General features: G+C 72.0%; 17 protein-coding genes. 10 read left to right on the forward strand and 7 right to left on the reverse strand.

Annotated elements, in window-relative coordinates; all coding sequences use genetic code 11:
* Positions 1-100: 100 nt before the first annotated feature.
* From ACZ4TW_RS12795 to secA, 3 genes are all read left to right on the forward strand, one after another.
* A complete protein-coding gene (locus ACZ4TW_RS12795) occupies positions 101-892 on the forward strand; it encodes a ComF family protein (protein ID WP_465543109.1) in 792 nt (263 codons plus the stop codon).
* 13 nt (positions 893-905) lie between these two features.
* Entirely contained in the window at positions 906-1,613 is a 708-nt protein-coding gene (gene hpf / locus ACZ4TW_RS12800) for a ribosome hibernation-promoting factor, HPF/YfiA family (protein WP_465543110.1), read from the forward strand.
* A gap of 178 nt (positions 1,614-1,791) precedes the next feature.
* Entirely contained in the window at positions 1,792-4,602 is a 2,811-nt protein-coding gene (gene secA, locus ACZ4TW_RS12805) for a preprotein translocase subunit SecA (RefSeq protein WP_465543111.1), read from the forward strand.
* A gap of 48 nt (positions 4,603-4,650) precedes the next feature.
* Here the strand turns inward: secA and ACZ4TW_RS12810 are convergent, their stop codons facing one another.
* Positions 4,651-5,919, reverse strand: coding sequence for an adenylate/guanylate cyclase domain-containing protein (locus ACZ4TW_RS12810; RefSeq protein WP_465543112.1), 1,269 nt, complete (start codon positions 5,917-5,919; stop codon positions 4,651-4,653).
* Between the two features lie 38 nt (positions 5,920-5,957).
* Entirely contained in the window at positions 5,958-6,407 is a 450-nt protein-coding gene (locus ACZ4TW_RS12815; protein WP_465543113.1) for an Rv3235 family protein, read from the reverse strand.
* 175 nt (positions 6,408-6,582) lie between these two features.
* On the opposite strand from ACZ4TW_RS12815, the gene ACZ4TW_RS12820 reads away from it, so the two are divergent.
* Positions 6,583-7,185 (forward strand): hypothetical protein, encoded by a 603-nt coding sequence (locus tag ACZ4TW_RS12820; protein WP_465543114.1) that lies wholly within the window; start codon positions 6,583-6,585, stop codon positions 7,183-7,185.
* Positions 7,186-7,189: 4 nt separating this feature from the next.
* Here the strand turns inward: ACZ4TW_RS12820 and ACZ4TW_RS12825 are convergent, their stop codons facing one another.
* Entirely contained in the window at positions 7,190-7,486 is a 297-nt protein-coding gene (locus ACZ4TW_RS12825; RefSeq protein WP_465543115.1) for a helix-turn-helix domain-containing protein, read from the reverse strand.
* A 112-nt stretch (positions 7,487-7,598) separates the two neighbouring features.
* On the opposite strand from ACZ4TW_RS12825, the gene ACZ4TW_RS12830 reads away from it, so the two are divergent.
* Genes ACZ4TW_RS12830 through ACZ4TW_RS12840 form a run of 3 tightly spaced genes read left to right on the forward strand, consistent with a single transcriptional unit; the run spans position 7,599 to position 11,037 of the window.
* The gene (locus tag ACZ4TW_RS12830) at positions 7,599-8,231 is read left to right on the forward strand and encodes an SAF domain-containing protein (RefSeq protein ID WP_465543116.1); all 633 of its coding nucleotides are present in this window, start codon (positions 7,599-7,601) and stop codon (positions 8,229-8,231) included.
* Complete coding sequence (locus ACZ4TW_RS12835; protein ID WP_465543117.1) at positions 8,231-9,487, forward strand: AAA family ATPase; 1,257 nt, start codon at positions 8,231-8,233, stop codon at positions 9,485-9,487. Before ACZ4TW_RS12830 ends, ACZ4TW_RS12835 begins: the two co-directional genes overlap by 1 nt.
* Before the next feature lie 56 nt (positions 9,488-9,543).
* Complete coding sequence (locus tag ACZ4TW_RS12840; RefSeq protein ID WP_465543118.1) at positions 9,544-11,037, forward strand: sensor histidine kinase; 1,494 nt, start codon at positions 9,544-9,546, stop codon at positions 11,035-11,037.
* Positions 11,038-11,187: 150 nt separating this feature from the next.
* Here the strand turns inward: ACZ4TW_RS12840 and ACZ4TW_RS12845 are convergent, their stop codons facing one another.
* On the reverse strand, positions 11,188-11,436 hold the full coding sequence (locus ACZ4TW_RS12845) for a WhiB family transcriptional regulator (protein WP_055859573.1): 249 nt from the start codon (positions 11,434-11,436) through the stop codon (positions 11,188-11,190).
* A 262-nt stretch (positions 11,437-11,698) separates the two neighbouring features.
* On the opposite strand from ACZ4TW_RS12845, the gene ACZ4TW_RS12850 reads away from it, so the two are divergent.
* Positions 11,699-12,100, forward strand: a complete 402-nt coding sequence (locus ACZ4TW_RS12850; RefSeq protein ID WP_465543119.1) for a hypothetical protein — start codon at positions 11,699-11,701, stop codon at positions 12,098-12,100.
* Between the two features lie 3 nt (positions 12,101-12,103).
* Here ACZ4TW_RS12850 and bcp read toward each other — a convergent pair whose 3' ends face one another.
* The 3 genes from bcp to aroA are packed head-to-tail and all read right to left on the reverse strand — an operon-like array spanning position 12,104 to position 15,008.
* A complete protein-coding gene (gene bcp, locus ACZ4TW_RS12855) occupies positions 12,104-12,580 on the reverse strand; it encodes a thioredoxin-dependent thiol peroxidase (protein ID WP_465543120.1) in 477 nt (158 codons plus the stop codon).
* Positions 12,581-12,603: 23 nt separating this feature from the next.
* A complete protein-coding gene (gene rsgA, locus ACZ4TW_RS12860) occupies positions 12,604-13,641 on the reverse strand; it encodes a ribosome small subunit-dependent GTPase A (RefSeq protein ID WP_465543121.1) in 1,038 nt (345 codons plus the stop codon).
* Positions 13,638-15,008: a 3-phosphoshikimate 1-carboxyvinyltransferase gene (gene aroA, locus ACZ4TW_RS12865; protein WP_465543122.1), complete on the reverse strand. Its 1,371-nt coding sequence runs from the start codon at positions 15,006-15,008 to the stop codon at positions 13,638-13,640. Before aroA ends, rsgA begins: the two co-directional genes overlap by 4 nt.
* Positions 15,009-15,117: 109 nt before the next feature.
* Here aroA and ACZ4TW_RS12870 point away from each other — a divergent pair, with 109 nt between their 5' ends.
* A complete protein-coding gene (locus ACZ4TW_RS12870) occupies positions 15,118-15,765 on the forward strand; it encodes a sigma-70 family RNA polymerase sigma factor (protein ID WP_465543123.1) in 648 nt (215 codons plus the stop codon).
* A complete protein-coding gene (locus ACZ4TW_RS12875; RefSeq protein WP_465543124.1) occupies positions 15,762-16,019 on the forward strand; it encodes a zf-HC2 domain-containing protein in 258 nt (85 codons plus the stop codon). The genes ACZ4TW_RS12870 and ACZ4TW_RS12875 overlap by 4 nt, the downstream gene beginning before the upstream one ends.
* Positions 16,020-16,048 lie beyond the last annotated feature (29 nt).

The following is a 16,048-nucleotide window of genomic DNA, read 5'->3' on the forward strand; positions in this document are numbered from 1 at the left end:
CGGCGTCGACCCGTCCTCCACAGCTGGGATCGACCGATTGCGGCGCGGCGGCGTCGCGCGCGCGACGCGCCCGGGTCCGCCCGCTGGCGAGGATGGCCCCGTGACACCGTCGCCCGCCCGCCTCGCGTCCGCGCGTCGCCTCGCGCGCCTCGCCGTCGAGGCGCTCGCCGACGCGGTCGCGCTCGTCCTTCCCGTCGAGTGCGTGGGCTGCGGCGCGTCCGACCGGACCGCGTGCACCGGATGCCGCGGCGAGCTGGCGCCGCGAACGGTCCTGGCCCGCCGCCCCGGCGTCGACGCGTGGGCGGGCCTGACCTACGAGGGCGCCGCGGCACGCGCCATCCGCTCGTTCAAGGACGAGGGCCGCACGGATGCCGCGGCCGCCCTCGCCCCGGCGCTCCGGGCCGCCCTCGCCGCCGCCTGCGCCGAGATCGGCGGCGCCGGCCCGCTCGAGGTCGCGGCGGTGCCTTCGACCGCGGCGGCACGTCGCGCGCGCGGATACGACCCGGTCGTCCTGCTCGTCCGCCGCGCCGGCTTCCGTGCGTCCGACGTGCTCGTCGCACGCGACCGAGCCGACCAGGCCGGCCTCGACCGCGCCGCCCGGCGGGCCAACGCGGCGGGGTCGATCGCGCCGCGTCGACGGCTCGACGGCCGGCGCTTCGTGCTCGTCGACGACGTGGTCACGACCGGTTCCACGCTCGCCGAGGCGGCCCGCGCCATCCGGTCGGCCGGGGGATCGGTCGAGGCGATCGCGGTGCTCGCGCACACGCCGCTGCGGGTTCCCGTGGATCACCTGAACACCGGACGAACGGCTCGTGACATCCGTCATCCCGGGGGCTACGGTGTCAGGACAGGCGTGGTCGAACCACCCTCTACCCGGGTGACACGCCGGTGAGATGGAGGTCCTCATGGAACTGAACATCGTCGGACGCAACCTGGAAGTGACCGATCGATTCCGCGCCTACACCGCCGAGAAGGCGGAGAAGGTCTCCAACCTGTCCGACCGTGCCATCTCCCTCGACGTGAAGGTGAGCCGACACAACGAGAAGAACGGCAACTCCGGGCTCGACCGCGTCGAGCTCACCCTCGTCGGCAAGGGACCGGTGGTCCGCGCCGAGGCCGACGGGGCCGACAAGTACGCGGCGTTCGACGTCGCGCTCGGGCGTCTCCTCGAGCGCATCCGCCGCGCCAAGGACCGCCGCAAGATGCACCGCGGCGGCAGCCGGCGACCGACCTCGCTGCGCGAGGCGACCGATGCCGGCTTCACCGACGTGGGCGTGCAGGCGGCCGACGTCGAGATCCTCGAGAAGGTCCGCACGGGCAACATCCCCGTCGTGACCGAGACGTCCGAGCAGGAGGAGGACGAGGCCTACTCGCCGGTCGTCATCCGCCGCAAGACCTTCGCCGCGACCCCCATGACCGTCGACGACGCCCTGTACCACATGGAGCTCGTCGGCCACGACTTCTACCTCTTCATCGACGCCGAGTCCCACCGGCCCAGCGTCGTCTACCGCCGCAAGGGCTGGGACTACGGGCTGATCGGGCTCGACGAGCATGGCGCGGCCGACGCCACCTCCGAGACGGCCACCGCCTCGCTCGCCCGCACCGGCGCCTGAGGAGTCCGACCCTCCAGGAGCTGTCGGCCCCGGCCGGGCCCACCGCCCGCCCGGGGCCGACGCCCAGACCGCTGCCCACTAGCATGGCTATGATGTCCGTCTGCACAGGCGGATCCTCCGGCGTGCGCGGGTGCCCCACCCCGACGTCGCACGCCTGACGACAACGGGAGAGCAGTTCGTGGCTTCGATTCTGGAAAAGGTCCTCCGCGTCGGCGAGGGTCGCACGCTCAAGCGGCTCGAGAACTACGCCGCCGCGATCAACGCCCTCGAAGACGACTTCCGGGCGCTGTCCGACGACGAGCTCAAGCACGAGACCGTCGAGCTCCGCGAGCGCTACGGCAACGGCGAGTCGCTCGACGACCTCCTGCCCGAGGCGTTCGCCGCCGTCCGCGAGGCGAGCCGCCGCACGCTGGGCCTGCGCCACTTCGACGTCCAGCTCATGGGTGGCGCGGCGCTGCACCTCGGCAACATCGCCGAGATGAAGACCGGCGAGGGCAAGACGCTCGTCGCCACGACTGCGGCCTACCTCAACGCGCTCACGAGCCGTGGCGTGCACATCGTCACCGTCAACGACTTCCTCGCGAGCTACCAGTCCGAGCTCATGGGCCGCGTCTTCCGCGCCCTCGGCATGACCACGGGCTGCATCGTGGCGGGCCAGACCCCGGCGGTGCGGCGCGAGCAGTACGCCGCAGACATCACCTACGGCACGAACAACGAGTTCGGCTTCGACTACCTCCGCGACAACATGGCCTGGCAGTCCGCCGACATGGTCCAGCGGGGCCACTACTTCGCGATCGTCGACGAGGTCGACTCGATCCTGATCGACGAGGCCCGCACGCCGCTGATCATCTCCGGCCCCGCCTCGGGCGAGGCCAACCGGTGGTTCACCGAGTTCGCGAGCCTCTCCAAGCGCCTGGTCCCCGGCGAGGACTACGAGGTCGACGAGAAGAAGCGCACCGTCGGCGTGCTCGAGCCCGGGATCGAGAAGGTCGAGGACTACCTCGGTATCGACAACCTCTACGAGTCGGCGAACACGCCGCTCATCTCGTTCCTCAACAACTCGATCAAGGCGCGCGCGCTCTTCAAGCGCGACAAGGACTACGTCGTCATGAACGGCGAGGTGCTCATCGTCGACGAGCACACGGGCCGCATCCTCGTCGGGCGCCGGTACAACGAGGGCATCCACCAGGCCATCGAGGCGAAGGAGGGCGTGCAGGTCAAGGCCGAGAACCAGACGCTCGCGACCGTCACGCTGCAGAACTACTTCCGCCTGTACGACAAGCTCTCGGGCATGACCGGAACCGCCGAGACCGAGGCGGCCGAGTTCATGTCGACGTACAAGCTCGGCGTCGTGCCCATCCCGACGAACAAGCCCATGGTGCGCATCGACCAGCCCGACCTCGTCTACAAGAACGAGGAGGCGAAGTTCGCGCAGGTCGTCGAGGACATCGTCGACCGGCACAAGAAGGGCCAGCCGGTCCTCGTCGGCACGACGAGCGTCGAGAAGAGCGAGTACCTCTCGCGCCTGCTCGCCAAGAAGGGCGTGCGGCACGAGGTGCTGAACGCGAAGAACCACGCACGCGAGGCGGCGATCGTCGCGCAGGCCGGACGACTCGGCGCCGTCACCGTCGCCACGAACATGGCCGGGCGCGGCACCGACGTGATGCTCGGCGGCAACGCCGAGTTCATCGCCGTGCAGAAGATGCACGAGCGCGGCCTCAGCCCGGTCGACACCCCCGACGAGTACGAGGCGGCATGGGATGCCGTGTTCGAGCAGGTCAAGGCCGAGACCGCGCGGGAGGCCGAGAAGGTCCTCGCGGCGGGCGGGCTCTACGTGCTCGGCACCGAGCGGCACGAGTCGCGCCGCATCGACAACCAGCTCCGCGGCCGTTCGGGCCGCCAGGGCGACCCCGGCGAGAGCCGCTTCTACCTCTCGCTCACCGACGACCTGATGCGCCTCTTCAACGCGGGCGCGGCCGAGAGCCTGATGTCGCGCGGCGTGCCCGACGACGTCGCCATCGAGTCGAAGGTCGTCACGCGCGCCATCCGCTCGGCCCAGTCGCAGGTCGAGGCGCGCAACGCCGAGATCCGCAAGAACGTCCTCAAGTACGACGACGTCCTGAACCGCCAGCGCGAGGCGATCTACTCCGACCGCCGCCACATCCTCGAGGGCGACGACCTGCACGACCGCGTGCAGAGCTTCCTCGAGCAGGTCATCGACGAGGTGCTCGACGTGCACACGGCCGACGGCAACCCCGACGAGTGGGACTTCGACGCGCTGTGGGCCGAGCTGAAGACGCTCTACCCGATCGGCATCACGATCGACGAGGTCGTCGCCGAGGCCGGCGAGAAGGGGCGCATCAACCGCGACTTCGTGCGCCGCGAGATCATCTCCGACGCGAAGCTGGCGTACGAGCGCCGTGAGCAGCAGCTCGGCGGCCCCGCGATGCGCGAGCTCGAGCGCCGCGTCGTGCTCTCGGTGATCGACCGCCGCTGGCGCGACCACCTCTACGAGATGGACTACCTCAAGGACGGCATCGGCCTGCGTGCCATGGCGCAGCGCGACCCGCTGGTCGAGTACCAGCGCGAGGGCTACGCGATGTTCCAGCAGATGATGGGCTCGATCCGCGAGGAGACCATCGGCTTCCTCTTCAACCTCGAGGTCGAGGTGGCGCCGCAGGCCGGTGTCGGCGGGCCGCGCATCGAGGCCAAGGGACTCGCGCGCCCCAGCACGCCCGACGAGAAGCTCAGCTACACCGCACCGAGCGACTCGGGCGGGGTCGAGGTGCGCAACCAGCGTGGGCAGGTGCAGCAAGCCGCGACCGACCGCGCGCGCCGCGCCGTCGCACAGGGGCAGCAGCCGCAGCAGGCCCAGCCGGTCCAGCAGCCCGCCGCGCGCGGGGCGTTCGGGCAGCGCACGGATGGCGCCGCCGCGCCGGCGCCCGCGAACCGCGCCGAGCGCCGCGCACAGGACCGCAAGGGCCGCTGAGCCCATCGAGTCGCACGACGGCCCGGGCCATGCCCGGGCCGTCGGCGTTCATGCGCCGTCGCGTCGCGCCTCGAGGAACGACGTGGGCACTGGGCCCATGCCCTTGACCTCGATCGTGCCGCGCGGGCGCACCCGGAAGCCCGCGGCGGCGAGCCGGTCGGCGGCGTCGTCGGTGAGCTGGATGGCCCCCGGAGGGGCGGTCGACTCCATCCGGCTCGCCCGGTTCACGGTCTCGCCGTAGACGTCCCAGAGGAACCGCGACCGGCCGATCACGCCCGCCACGACCGGACCGGTCGCGATCCCGATCCGCAGGCCGACCGCCGACCGCCCGCCGATCGCGTGGCCGGCGGCGATGGAACGGATGCCGAGGGCGAAGTCGGCGAGCGTGCCGAGATCGGCCCCGGCATCGGGCCCGCCCGAGATCGCGAGGTAGGCGTCGCCGATCGTCTTGACCTTGGTCACGCCGAGCTCTCCGGCGAGCTCGTCGAACGCGGCGACCATCGCGCCCAGGTCGTGCACGAGCTCATCGGCCGACATCGTCTCGGACAGGCTCGTGAAGTCGACGATGTCGGCGATGAGCACGCCGACCGCGTCGTAGCGGTCGGCGATGGGGTGCTCGCCGGTGACGAGGCGCTCGGCGATCGGACCCGGGAGCACGTTGCGCAGGATCCGGTCGGTACGGTCGCGCTCGTCGGCGAGGGCCGCGGCGAGGCGGTTGCGGGAACGCACGTACGCCCGCATGGCGACGAACATGATCGTCGAGACCGAGACGATGTTGACGGCGAAGAACGTCGTGACGACCCACGGCTCGACGTACGGCGCCCGCTCCTGCAGCGCGGCCTCGAAGGGCGTCAGCACGATCACGATGGTCACGAACGCCCCGAACACCAGCCACGGGCGGTGGACGCTGCTGAACGAGAGGGCGCCGACGGGTGCAGCCAGGGCGAAGAGCACGACCGCGCTGCTGTTGGCGAACCCGCCGAGGGCCACGTGCACGAGCGGCGGGAGCACGAGGAACATCGTGATCTGCGACAGCCGGAACCATCGGTCGTCCCGGGTCGACCGGAGGTGGATCAGCCCGGCCACCGAGGCGAGGATGTAGATCGTCGGCACGGCCGCGGCGAGCGGGATGCCGATGGCGTAGTAGAACGCGGTCCACGGGGTCACGACCACGACGGTGAAGACCGCCGTGAACGTCAGGACGGACTTCTCCATGCGGCGGTCGTCGTCGTCGTCGGCGGAGAAGCCGATCGCCGCGACGCTCGCCAGCATCGCGGAGGCCCGTCTCGCCGGCGAGGAGGGGGCGGAGCGCTCCATCGCCTGAGCCTATTGGATGGGCGGACGGGCGGGGACGCTCAGAGCACGTTGATCACGCTCGCCCGCCACCGTTGGTCGAGCCCTTCGAGCCGGATGGCGACCGCGCGCGAGCGGGCGCGCTGGTGCACCATCACGACGCCCTCGACGACGCCGTCGGCCGGCTCGCTGATGTGCACGCGGCCGATGGAGAACGTCGGCCGCTGGGGCACGAGCCCCTTGGCGCGGCGTGCGCGCGAGGCGAGGACGACGCGCTTGCCCAGGTTGCGATACACGTCGTCGGTCACCCACCGCGCGAGCTGCTCGAGATCGCGTGCGCCGGCGAGGACCTCGATGACGCAGTGCGTCAGGTGGTGCAGCACGCGCTCGGGGTCGGGGAGCTCGGCCCGGCCCGAGGGACGGCGGGCGAACTCGTCGTCATCGACGTCGAGTCGCCGGGCGTTCGTTCCGACGATCGCGGCGCGAGGCTCGCTGGGCAGGCGTGCGGTCATGACGGCTCCAGTAGGGTGGGGCGGTCGTCGGCGCAGCGACGACGGCGTGCCCCCTGTTCGGGGGTGTGCGGGGTTCCTGAGTGAACCGTATTCAGGGCGGTCACGGGGTGTCAAGGGAAATCCGCGCCTGTGGAGAACCCCCGCGCGGGCGGACCCGCGGGGGTAACGTCGGCGCATGCGCTGGGACCGGCTGTTCGACGACCTCGAGTCGCAGCTCGACCATGAGCAGCAGGAGGAGGAGCGCGCGCTCGCCCTCGAGTCCGAACGGCTCCGCATCAGCCGGCTCGCGCTGCGCGATCGGCTCTCGGCGATCGCGGCGGCCGGCGGCGACGCCGGGTCCGTGCGGATCGAGCTCGTCGGCGGCGCGATCGTCCAGGTGCGGCCCGCTGCGTTCGGGCGCGACTGGGTGAGCGGCCACCTCGGCGAGCCGGGGGGCGACGCGTCGCGCTCGGGCCAATGCGTGGTGCCGATCGGTGCGATCGCGGCGGTGGTGCCCGGCCGATACCAGCTCGAGGGCAGCCTCGACCCGGTCCCCGAGGGTGCGACCCGCCTGGCGGAGCGGATCGGCCTCGCCTTCGTGCTGCGCGACCTCGGCCGTCGACGCCTCGGGGTCGAGATCACCACCCTCGACGGACGCCACCACGGCACGATCGACCGCGTCGCACGCGATCACCTCGACCTCGCGTTGCACGAGCCGGGCGTGCCGCGCCGCGAGCGCGATGTGCACGGCTACCGCATCGTGCCGTTCGAGCGCCTGGTGCTCGTCTCGTTCCGGTGAGCCGCTAGTCGAGCACCGGGCGGATGCCGCCGGCTCGCGCCCCCGAGAGCTCGATCACGTTCGCGAACTCGCCCTGGTGCCAGGCCGAGTACCGCCGGGTCGCCTCGTACTGCTCGTCGATCCAGACCTCGAGCTGCGTGCGCTCGATGCGCCAGGGCCCGCGCTCGCCGACGCGGATCGCCGGCAGCTCGCCCGACCGGATGAGCTCGTGCACGGCCTCGACGTCGACCGCAAGCACCTCCGCCGCATCGGCGACGGTGAGGAAGCGGCCGATCGCATCGCCCGGACCGTGTTGGATCATCACTCGATTATCGGCCCCGACGATCGGCGCGGAAGGAGATGTGGATAACTTCACGGTGTCCTCTCGGAGTCGCGCCACGATGGTTCGCGGCAGGCCACGAGAGGAGACCATGATGGCGGTTCGACGTGCGCGAGGCGATCGCGGGGGAGCACGGATCGACCCGCGACTCCTCATCGGCATCGTGCTCGTGGCCGGATCCGCGATCGGCGTCTGGGCGCTCGTCGACGCGCTCGACGACACGACGCGGGTGCTGGTCGCCGCCGACACTCTCACGCCCGGTGCGCGCATCGGCGCGACCGACCTGCGCATCGAGTCCGTGCGGCTGGGCTCGCTCGCCGACGGGTACGTCCGGCCCGACGACGTGCCCGAGGAGGGACTCGTGGTCGTGCGCACGGTCCGCGCGGGCGAACTGCTCCCGGCGGCATCCGTCGCCGATCGCGACACGACCGGCCTCGCGACCGTCGTCGTGCCGAGCCGGGGGCCGCTGGCGCGCGGCATCGAGTCGGGTGCCCTGGTCGACGTGTGGAGCGCCGATGAGCTCGAGCGGGGCGCCGTCGAGCCGCCGGTCGTGCTCGTGTCGGGCGCGCAGGTCGCCGCCGTCGTCGAGTCGGAGGGCATGATGGCCTCCGACGGGCCCAGCGTCGAGCTGCTGATCCCGCGCGACCGCACGGCTGCGGTGCTCGAGGCGCTCGCGTCGGGCGACACGATCGACCTGGTTCCCGCCCGACTCCCCGGTGACGGCTGATGGCGCGGCTCGCGTTCGCGCTCGACCCCTCGGTGGAGGATCGGATCCTCGCCCACCTCGTGGAGGCCGGCCACACGATCGTCGCGCGGCTCGTGGGCTGGCGCGACGTCCTCGACGCACTCGACGCGCTCGCCCCCGACGTGGTCGTCGTCGGCGCCGGGCGCACCACGCTCACGGCCGACCTCCTCTCGGCGTGCGACGAGCGCGGCATCCGCGTGATCGCCCTCGCCGACACCGACCACGACCGCGCCCAGGCGACTCGGTTGGGCCTGCACGAGGTGCTCGACGCCGCCGGTGACGTCGTCGAACTCGAGGCGCTCGTCTCCGGCGGCGTCCCGGTCCCATCACGCCTCGGCGACGGCGCCGACGTCCCGCGGTCGTCGGTCGGCGCGTCCGGGCTCATCGCCGTCTGGGGCCCTGCCGGGGCGCCGGGACGGACCACCGCGGCGATCAACCTCGCCGCCGAGCTCGCGGCAGCCGGCCATCTGGTCGCGCTCGTCGACGCCGACCCGTACGGCGGCGCGATCGCACCGGCACTGGGCCTGCTCGACGAGGCCCCGGGCTTCGCGTCGGCATGCCGGCTCGCGGGGTCGGGCGCGCTCGACCGCGCCGAGCTCGAACGGATCGCGCAGCGCTACTCCTCTCCTCGCGCGTCGTTCGACGTGTTCACCGGCCTCGTCGGCCCGAGCCGGTGGCCCGAGCTCGCGCACGACCGGGTCGCGGCCGCGCTGCAGGCCATGCGTGCGCGGTTCGAGTACGTCGTCGTCGACACCGGCTTCAGCCTCGAGCGCGACGAGGAGCTCACGAGCGACGCCTTCGCACCGCGACGCAACGCGGCGACGTTCGCGGCGCTCGAGTCGGCCGACCGCGTCGTCGCGATCGGCCTCGCCGACCCGGTCGGGCTGTCGCGCCTGCTCCGCGGCCACGCCGAACTGGTCGAACTCGTCGACGCCGAGCGCATCGACGTGCTCGTGAACCGGGTTCGCACGAGTGCGCTCGGCATCGACGCGCACGCGCAGGTCCGGCAGACCCTGCGCCGCTTCGCGGGCCTCGCCGACGCCATCCTCCTCCCGCACGACGGCCGCGCGTCCGATGCCGCGATCCTCACGGCCCGCACCCTGCGCGACGCCGCGGCGCGCTCACCCCTGCGGGCGGCGTTCCGCGCGTACGTCGACGAGCGTCTCCTGCCCGAACCCGAGCCGCGCGGGCGGCGCGCGCCCCTCGGCGCCTGGCGACGTCGCACGGCGGCCGCCTGAGCGCAGCGGGTCGGCACGGTCACGGCGGCGCGCACGATGATCGCTACGCTGGACGGATGTCGACCCTCAGTGACCTCGTCCTCGCCCAAGGGCGCAGCAGCCAGGCCGACGTCGACTGGCTGCACATGCTCGTCGGCGACCTGCAGCTGCTCGCCGACCTCGCCTTCGCCGACATCGTGCTGTGGGTGCCGTCCGGTGACGACGACTTCGTCGCGGTCGCGCACTCGCGCCCGTCGAGCGCGGCGACGCTGTTCTACCGCGACTTCGTGGGCCAGGCGATCCGCGCCGAGTGGCGGGGGCTCGTGTCCGAGGCGTTCGCGAGCCGCCAGATCGTCGACTCGTCGGCGCCCGACTGGTACGAGGAGATGCCGACGCGGGTGCGATCCGTCCCGGTCATGCGCCGGCTCTCCGTCACCGGCACCGAGCTCGCGCCCGAGCCCGTCGCGGTCATCACCCGGCACACCAACCTCGGGTCCACGCGCACGCCGAGCCGTCAGGAGCTGACGTTCAACGACTGCGCGGGCGAGCTGTTCCAGATGATCGCGTCGGGCGACTTCCCCGACCTCGGCGCGCCCACCGGCCCGCGTCGCGGCGCGCCCCGCGCGTCCGACGGCCTGATCCGGCTCGACGTCGACGGCATCACGACGTTCGCGAGTCCCAACGCGCTCTCGGCGTTCAATCGGATGGGCTTCGACGACGAGCTCGAGGGTCAGTCGCTCGCCGACGTCGCATCGCGCCTGCTCTCGGGCAAGCTCGTCGTCGACGAGTCGCTTCCGCTCGTGGTGACGGGGCGCGCGCCATGGCGCACCGACGTCGAGTCGCGCGGCGTGACGGTGTCGCTGCGCGCCATCCCCATCCGCCGGCGCGGCGAGCGCACCGGCGCGATCGTGCTCACGCGCGACGTGACCGAGCTGCGCCACCAGGAGCAGGAGCTCATCACGAAGGATGCGACGATCCGCGAGATCCACCACCGGGTCAAGAACAACCTCCAGACGGTCGCGTCGTTGCTGCGCATCCAGGCGCGGCGCACGCACTCCGACGAGGCGCGGGAGGCGCTGACGCAGGCGATGCGCCGCGTCGGCGCCATCGCGGTCGTGCACGACACGCTGTCCGAGGGACTCAGCCAGAACGTCGACTTCGACGAGGTGTTCGACCGGGCGCTGCTGCTCGTCGCCGAGGTCGCGGCCGCGCACAACACCACCGCGCACCCGAAGAAGTCGGGCTCGTTCGGCGTGCTGCCGAGCGAGTACGCGACGCCGCTGGCCCTCGCGCTCACCGAGCTCGTCACCAACGCCGTCGAGCACGGCCTCGCCGGCCAGGAGGGCGACGTCGAGGTGCTCGCGAGCCGGTCCGACTCGATGCTCATCGTGCAGGTGCGCGACACCGGCTCGGGCCTGCCGGAGGGCAAGGTGGGCGAGGGGCTCGGCACGCAGATCGTCCGAACGCTCATCCAGGGCGAGCTCGGCGGCACCATCGACTGGCACACGGTCGTCGGCAGCGGCACCGAGGTCACGATCGAGGTGCCGCTGCGCTGGATCACCGCGGCCTGAGGCGGGGAGAACGAGACGGCACCCGCGAGGTGACCTCGCGGGTGCCGTTCGCATTCGGGTGCTGCGGGGAGCGTGCGCGCCGTCCGGGAGACGCCTCCGGGCGGGGCGGCCGTCAGGCCGCCGGAGCCGCGGCGCGCGATGCGCGCCTGATCAGCCGGCGCGACGTGCGCGAGCGGCGCGGCGCTTCAGGGCGCGGCGCTCATCCTCGCTGAGGCCTCCCCAGACGCCCGAGTCCTGGCCGGTCTCGAGGGCGTACTGGAGGCAGATCTCCGTGACGGTGCATCGGGCGCAGACGGCCTTGGCCTTCTCGATCTGGTCGACGGCCGGACCGGTGTTGCCCACCGGGAAGAACAGCTCGGGGTCGGCAGTGAGGCAGGCGGCTTTGTCGCGCCAATCCATGTAGATGCTCCTTGTGTTGTCGGTTCGCAGCGGTCGCGCACGCGTGCGCAGCCGGGAACCGGCGGTGCTGCAGGGGGAAAGCCGAATCTCGGGAAGTAGGATCGAGAATCGATCGGCTCACGTCCCTGTGAGCATCAATTCGGCCTCATAAATGGTCGCATAGGCATGGAAGCGAATCAAGAGTGCACTTCGGGAGAACCCTGTGAATCGACGCCCTGATCGGGGCCCTGACGGGGCGTCCGGAGACCCGCTCGAAACGCCCGTGGGGGGCGGCGTCCGGGCGGCGCTGGCGACCGTCACGGTGCTGCTGTTCGTCGAGGCGGCCGCGCTCGTCGCGGTCCTCGCCTGGCTGGTCGTGGACCTGCTCGTCCTGCGGCCGTCCTCCATCGCGACCGCCATCGCGCTCATCGTGCTCGTCGCGATCGCGGCGGCCTGGGTGAGCGCGATCGCCGTGGCATCCGCCCGCCGCGCCCCGTGGTCGCGGGCCGCCGCGATCGTGTGGCAGGTGCTGCAGCTGTCGGTGGCGGTCGGCGCGTTCCAGGGACTGTTCGCCCGACCCGACGTCGGCTGGGCGCTGCTCGTGCCGGCCATGACGATCATCGGGCTGCTGCTCTGGCCGCCGGTCCGCCTCGCCTACTCGCGCGAGGAGGACCGGACGGCCTGACGTTCAGTCGTCGAGGCCGAGCTCCTTGCGGATGCGGGCGACGTGGCCGGTGGCCTTGACGTTGTACATGGGCTTGGCGATGCGACCGTCCTCGTCGATGAGGAAGGTCGAGCGGATGGATCCCGTCACCGTCTTGCCGTAGAGCGACTTCTCGCCCCAGGCGCCGTACGCCTGCTGCACGGCGAGGTCGGTGTCGGAGAGGAGCGGGAAGTTCAGCGAGTCCCGCTCGGCGAACCGCTTGAGCTTGGCGGTGTCGTCCTTGGAGACGCCCACCACCCGGACGCCGGCCGACGCGAACGAGTTGAGGCTGTCGCGGAAGTCGCACGCCTCGGTCGTGCAGCCGGGCGTCATGGCCTCGGGATAGAAGTAGAGGACCACCTTCTGCCCGCGGAACGAGGACAGCGTCACGGGCGTGCCGTCCTGGTCGGGAAGGGTGAAGTCGGGGGCGAGGTCGCCGGCGGCGAGTCGAGCGTCGGTCATGCCCCAATCGTATGGCGACGCGATCAGGCGAACGTCGCGAGCAGTCGCTGCAGGGAGTCGAGCCGCACCCGGCCGGACTCGCCGAGCTCGCCCGCCTCGACCGCCTCGATGATCGCGCAGTCGGGGGAGCCGGGCAGGTGCGTGCACCCGCGCGGACAGTCCTCGGCGATCCGTGCGAGGTCGGTGAACGCGCCGAGCAGGTTGGCGGGGTCGACGTGCCCGAGGCCGAACGAGCGGACCCCCGGCGTGTCGATCACCCAGCCGGTGCGGTCGCCGTCGCGGAGCCGGAGCGACACGGTCGACGACGAGGTGTGGCGTCCGCGGCCCGTGACGACGTTGACGTGCCCGGTCGCGCGGTTCGCGTCGGGCACGAGCGCATTCACGAGCGTCGACTTGCCGACGCCGGAGTGCCCGACGAACACGGTCCGGTGGCCGACCAGCCGGTCGGTGATCGCGTCGAGCGGCATCGCGTCGGCGCGGCTCAGGAACACCGGGAGGTCGAGCCCCGCGAAGTTCGCCAGGAACGGCGCGGGGTCGGCGAGGTCGGTCTTCGTGACGCACACGATCGGCGTGATTCCGGCGTCGTAGGCGGCGACCAGGTAGCGGTCGACGAGGCGGACGCGGGGCTCGGGGTTCGCCGCGGCGATGACGATGAGCATCTGGTCGGCATTGGCGACGATCACGCGCTCGACGGCGTCGGTGTCGTCGGCACTGCGTCGGAGCAGCGTCGTGCGCTCCTGGATGCGCACGATCCGCGCGAGCGTGCCCTCGTCGCCTGACGTGTCGCCGACGAGGTCGACGCGATCGCCCGTGACCACGGACTTGCGGCGCAGCTCGCTCGCCCGGGCGGCCGTGATCTCGCGCTCGGACGGCTCGCCCTCGTCGACGAGCACGGCGTACCGGCCCCGATCGACGCCGAGTACGATTCCGGCCTCGGCATCGGCGTGCTCGGGCCGTACCTTGGTGCGCGGTCGGCTGCCGCGGCGGTTGGGGCGGACGCGGACGTCGGACTCGTCGTACTCGGGCTCGTCCTCGTCGTCGTCCGTCTCCCACCAGCTCATCCGAGCAGCCGCCCCCAGAGCTCGGTGAACTGCGGGAGCGTCTTGGAGGTCGAGCCGACGTCGTCGATGACGACGCCGTCGACGGCGAGCCCGACGATCGCGCCGGTGGTGGCCATGCGGTGATCGGCATAGGCCTTCCAGGCGCCGCCGTGGAGGGGGGCCGGTTCCACGCGCAGCCCGTCGTCGAGCTCGGTGACGCGTCCGCCGAGGCCGTTCAGCTCGGCCGCGAGCGCCGCGAGCCGATCGGTCTCGTGATGGCGGATGTGGCCGATGCCGGTGATCGTGCTCGGCCCGTCGGCGAACGCGGCGAGTGCGACCAGGTTCGGGACCAGTTCGCCGGCCTCGGACAGGTCGAGGTCGACTCCGCGGATGCCCCGGCTCCCGTCGGCGCCGGGCTCGGGTGCGCGCACCGTGAGCCGATCGCCGTCGCGATCGACGCGCGCCCCGAACCGCGGCAGGAGGTCGGCCAGCTGCGCACCGACCTGCGCGGTCTCCGAGGGCCAGCCCGTGATCGTGACCGAGCCGCCCGCGACGAGCGCCGCGACGAGGAACGGCGCGGCGTTCGACAGGTCGGGCTCGATGTCGACGTCGCGCGCCGCGATCGGCCCGGGGGCGACGCGCCAGCGGCCGATGGCCGGTTGCTCGACCCGGACGCCCCGACGGGCGAGTGTGTCGATGGTCATCTCGATGTGCGGCAGGCTCGGCAGGCGCTCGCCGGTGTGCGCGAGGTCGAGCCCGCGTTCGAACCGCGGTGCCGACAGCAGGAGCCCGGACACGAACTGGCTCGAGGCCGACGCGTCGATCTCGAGCTCGCCGCCCTCGACGCGACCGAAGCCGTGCACGGTGAAGGGCAGCGTGCCGCGGCCGTCGTCGTCGAGGTCGACGCCCAGGCCGCGCAGTCCGTCGATGACGCCCCGCATCGGCCGGCGGTACGCCGTCTCGTCGCCGTCGAACGTCGTCGGTCCGAGCGCCAGGGCGGCCACGGCCGGCAGGAAGCGCATCACGGTGCCGGCGAGACCGCAGTCGATCGTGGTGGAGCCCACGAGCTCGTCGGCCGGGATCACCCGCAGGTCGTCGCCGAAGCCGCCGTCGCCCGGGATCCGCTCGAACCGCGTGCCCAGCTGCCGCAGGCCCTCGACCATGAGCTCGCTGTCGCGCGACCACAGCGGCGCGCGCAGCACCGACGGGCCGTCGGCGAGCGCCGCGAGCACGAGCTCGCGGTTCGTCAGCGACTTCGAACCGGGCAGCGACACCGTGGCCGCGATCGGGCCGGACGCCGTGGGCGCGCGCCATCCGTCATCGGACTCGCCGGGACGATTGTCGCCGTACGGATCGAATTCTGGCGCGGAATACCTCGATACCTGCATCGGTTACCAACAGTAGCGTCCGGCGAACGGGGAAGGAGTGGTGCGCGTGTCCGTAGCGGTGCTGGAACCCCCGGCCGTCATGCAGGCCGACGATCTAGGATGGCCCGTGATGACCGGCGACGACACTGCAGCCCCGGCCGACGAGACTCGGGCCGACGACGAGACGCGCGACCTCGGCGCACTGTTCGAGGAGCAGGCGCTGCCCTTCATCGACCAGCTCTACGCGGCCGCCCTCCGCATGACCAAGAATCCCGCCGACGCGCAGGACCTGGTGCAGGAGACGTTCGTGAAGGCGTACGCCGCGTTCGGGTCGTTCACCCAGGGCACGAACCTGAAGGCGTGGCTCTACCGCATCCTCACGAACACCTTCATCAACACGTACCGCAAGAAGCAGCGCGAGCCGTACCAGGGCACCATCGACGACCTCGAGGACTGGCAGCTCGGCGGGGCCGAGTCGACCACCGCGTCCTCGAGCCGTTCCGCCGAGGCCGAGGCGATCGACCACCTTCCCGACTCCGCCGTCAAGGATGCGCTGCAGGCCCTGCCCGAGGACTTCCGCCTCGCCGTGTACTTCGCCGACGTCGAGGGATTCTCCTACCAGGAGATCGCCGACATGATGAACACCCCGATCGGGACCGTGATGAGCCGCCTGCACCGTGGCCGGCGACTGCTGCGCGAGTCCCTCGCCGACTACGCCCGCGAGCGCGGCTTCGCCGCAGCGCAGCCGGCGGCACGAACCACCAGGAGCGCGAAATGACCGACTGCGGCTGTGAGAAGGCCAGGGCCGAACTCGAGGAGTACCTGCACAACGAGTTGTGCCGCGAGGATGCCGCCGACATCCGCGAGCACGTCGAGAACTGCGCGGACTGCCGTGCGGAACTGCGCGTCGGCGTCACCATCACCGAGGTCGTGCAGCGCGCGTGCCGCGAGAGCGCCCCCGAGGAGCTCCGCTCGATCGTGCTGACGCGCATCCGCACCATCCAGTCGGAGCACGGCGCACTCGTCGACTGAAGCACGGCGCGCGTCCGAACTTTCGATGG

The sequence above is a fragment of the Agromyces sp. NPDC029043 genome, from assembly GCF_055564615.1.

Excerpts from the sequence above, each read along its gene's own strand:
- hpf (WP_465543110.1), top strand. The coding sequence starts at position 906 with ATGGAACTGAACATCGTCGGACGCAACCTGGAAGTGACCGATCGATTC.
- ACZ4TW_RS12810 (WP_465543112.1), bottom strand. The coding sequence starts at position 5,919 with ATGGAGCGCTCCGCCCCCTCCTCGCCGGCGAGACGGGCCTCCGCGATG.
- ACZ4TW_RS12815 (WP_465543113.1), bottom strand. The coding sequence starts at position 6,407 with ATGACCGCACGCCTGCCCAGCGAGCCTCGCGCCGCGATCGTCGGAACG.
- ACZ4TW_RS12820 (WP_465543114.1), top strand. The coding sequence starts at position 6,583 with ATGCGCTGGGACCGGCTGTTCGACGACCTCGAGTCGCAGCTCGACCAT.
- ACZ4TW_RS12825 (WP_465543115.1), bottom strand. The coding sequence starts at position 7,486 with ATGATCCAACACGGTCCGGGCGATGCGATCGGCCGCTTCCTCACCGTC.
- ACZ4TW_RS12830 (WP_465543116.1), top strand. The coding sequence starts at position 7,599 with ATGGCGGTTCGACGTGCGCGAGGCGATCGCGGGGGAGCACGGATCGAC.
- ACZ4TW_RS12835 (WP_465543117.1), top strand. The coding sequence starts at position 8,231 with ATGGCGCGGCTCGCGTTCGCGCTCGACCCCTCGGTGGAGGATCGGATC.
- ACZ4TW_RS12840 (WP_465543118.1), top strand. The coding sequence starts at position 9,544 with ATGTCGACCCTCAGTGACCTCGTCCTCGCCCAAGGGCGCAGCAGCCAG.
- ACZ4TW_RS12845 (WP_055859573.1), bottom strand. The coding sequence starts at position 11,436 with ATGGATTGGCGCGACAAAGCCGCCTGCCTCACTGCCGACCCCGAGCTG.
- bcp (WP_465543120.1), bottom strand. The coding sequence starts at position 12,580 with ATGACCGACGCTCGACTCGCCGCCGGCGACCTCGCCCCCGACTTCACC.
- rsgA (WP_465543121.1), bottom strand. The coding sequence starts at position 13,641 with ATGAGCTGGTGGGAGACGGACGACGACGAGGACGAGCCCGAGTACGAC.
- aroA (WP_465543122.1), bottom strand. The coding sequence starts at position 15,008 with ATGCAGGTATCGAGGTATTCCGCGCCAGAATTCGATCCGTACGGCGAC.
- ACZ4TW_RS12870 (WP_465543123.1), top strand. The coding sequence starts at position 15,118 with ATGACCGGCGACGACACTGCAGCCCCGGCCGACGAGACTCGGGCCGAC.
- ACZ4TW_RS12875 (WP_465543124.1), top strand. The coding sequence starts at position 15,762 with ATGACCGACTGCGGCTGTGAGAAGGCCAGGGCCGAACTCGAGGAGTAC.